This is a genomic window from Lentzea sp. NPDC051838 (assembly GCF_040681245.1).
GTDB lineage: Bacteria > Actinomycetota > Actinomycetes > Mycobacteriales > Pseudonocardiaceae > Lentzea.
Genome location: NZ_JBFAYI010000070.1, coordinates 8815 through 10802 on the forward strand (window position 1 = coordinate 8815; position 1988 = coordinate 10802).

3 protein-coding genes are annotated in these 1988 nt (G+C 64.5%); 2 read left to right on the plus strand and 1 reads right to left on the minus strand.

Annotated elements, in window-relative coordinates; translation table 11 throughout:
* Positions 1-25 precede the first annotated feature (25 nt).
* Positions 26-805: a GntR family transcriptional regulator gene (locus AB0M24_RS47865; RefSeq protein WP_363781923.1), complete on the minus strand. Its 780-nt coding sequence runs from the start codon at positions 803-805 to the stop codon at positions 26-28.
* A 43-nt stretch (positions 806-848) separates the two neighbouring features.
* Here AB0M24_RS47865 and AB0M24_RS47870 point away from each other — a divergent pair, with 43 nt between their 5' ends.
* Together AB0M24_RS47870 and AB0M24_RS47875 are read left to right on the plus strand one after the other, a co-directional pair.
* Positions 849-1304: an NUDIX hydrolase gene (locus AB0M24_RS47870; protein ID WP_363781925.1), complete on the plus strand. Its 456-nt coding sequence runs from the start codon at positions 849-851 to the stop codon at positions 1302-1304.
* A 458-nt stretch (positions 1305-1762) separates the two neighbouring features.
* A partial coding sequence (locus AB0M24_RS47875) for a hypothetical protein (RefSeq protein WP_363781927.1) occupies positions 1763-1988 on the plus strand: 226 nt, incomplete at its 3' end.

Genomic DNA, 1988 nt, shown 5'->3' on the forward strand with positions numbered 1-1988 from the left:
CGGACCTCGTTGCAAACGCGAACGATCAGCGAGCGGGGAAGTCGTATTCGAGCAGGTAGGAGGGTGCGACCTTCACGGTGTCGCAGACCTCGACCGGTACGCCTTGCGTGTCGTATGCGGTCCGAAGGACCAGGAGGACCGGCACGCCGTCCCCGATCTCCAGCTCACGACGCTCGTCAGGGGTTGGCATTCGCGCCCCCACCTCCTCGGTAAACCGAGCGAGGGTGTGTCCCTGATCTTCCAGCCGGGCGTAGATGCCGCCAGGGCCGGAGTCGGGCTCTTCGATCTTCGTTCCAGCGGCGAAGGAGGCAGGGATATAGGACACGGCAGTCTCGACCGGGCGGCCGTTGGCCAGGTACCGCCGCGATCTGACGACGACCTCACCGTCTACGGGGAGGTGGAGCCGCTCAGCTACCGCAGACGGTGCCGTCTCTCGTGAGATGCGCACTCGATCCACGCTTGGCGCGTATCCGACCTTGTCTGCCTCGGCCAGGAACGCGGCCTTGCCCTCAGTGCGGTGCTTACGCGCGAAGCGATCAGATGCGACGCGGCGAACCGGTGGTGCCGGCCGAACAAAGGTTCCCTTGCCGTGCTCGGCCACCACCAGACCCTCGTTCCGCAGCTCCTGGAGCGCGTTCCTCACGGTCATCCGGGCAACGCCGAAATGCTCGATAAGCTGCGCCTCGGAGGGGAGCTGCTCGTTCGGTGCAAGCTCACCGGCGGTGATCGCACGCCTGAACATGGCCGCGATCTGCCGAGCGGGCGTCTGGTCGAGCCCACGGTCGATCTTGCCAAGCTGGAACATCGCCACTCCTCGCAACACCTCTAGACATGCTCTAGTCTTCCATATGTGGAAGCGATCGGAGGTGATGGTGTTGGGTGAGTTGCCGAAGCACTCTGTAAGCGTGGCAGGCGTTGTAGTCGATTCTGCTGATCGCGTCCTCGTCATCCGCCGTCAGGACAACGGTGACTGGCAGGCCCCCGGGGGAGTTCTCGAACTCGACGAGTCCTTTGAGGACGGTGTTCGTCGTGAAGTCGCAGAGGAGACCGGGATCGACGTTGAGGTCGAGCGACTGTCCGGTGTCTACAAGAATCTCAGCCGAGGCATCGTCGCACTAGTTTTCCGTTGCAGGCCAAGGACTCTGGCGGCCGTGACGACGGACGAGGCGAGCGAAGTCCGCTGGATGACGCTCGACGAGGTTCGAGAGAGCATGAGCCCCGCCTTCGCCGTGCGCGTTTTGGACGCTTTTGAGGCGCAGGCCCAGGTTCGTGCCCATGACGGAGTCAACCTCACGCGTGCCTGATCCCGCCAGGTTGTCGGCCGGTAGGCGTCGTGTCCAGAGTTTCTTCTCTTCATCAAGGCGGCCCCTGCGGGGCCGCTCAGGTCGCCGCTCTATCCCCGTTCGACAGGGGCTTCACGGCCCCATCCCTTTGTCGCTCGGGTAAGCGTGCGGGGCCCGGCCTCCGGCCACCCACCCGCACCCGGCGACGGAGGCGGGCCTACCCCGATCGAACGGGACAGCGACCTAAGCGGCCCCACAGCCACCGCAGTGGAGTAGGGGAGTGCCGGCGGAGGCAGTGCGCGTAGCCGCCGGAAGGCTCCCCCGCCGCCCCTTGTTCCCGGCCATCGTTTAACACCTGGAGAGCTGCGTCGAGAGCGCTGCGCGTCGCTGCGCGATGGCCCAAAAGCGGGGCCACACTCGACACAGCTCTCCAGGAGCTAAGCGCAGCAGGGACGAGGGGGACGGGGGAGGAGTGGTCGGTGTGGTCGTCGGCGGCTACGGTGTGGGTGACCAATGCTGCTCCGTTGGCCGACACCGGTAGCCGAGTGGTTCAAGATCGTCTCCACGCTTTACCCCTGCAAAAAGGTGCGGAACAACGCGAAATGTCGCTGAACTCAACGTCATTCGAGTGTGGATCTGCGCAGCTCACAGCAGGTATGGAGAAGCGACGGCAAACGTCGAAAGAAGTCGATCTTAAATCGCAGG

Excerpts from the sequence above, each read along its gene's own strand:
- AB0M24_RS47865 (WP_363781923.1), bottom strand. The coding sequence starts at position 805 with ATGTTCCAGCTTGGCAAGATCGACCGTGGGCTCGACCAGACGCCCGCT.
- AB0M24_RS47870 (WP_363781925.1), top strand. The coding sequence starts at position 849 with ATGTGGAAGCGATCGGAGGTGATGGTGTTGGGTGAGTTGCCGAAGCAC.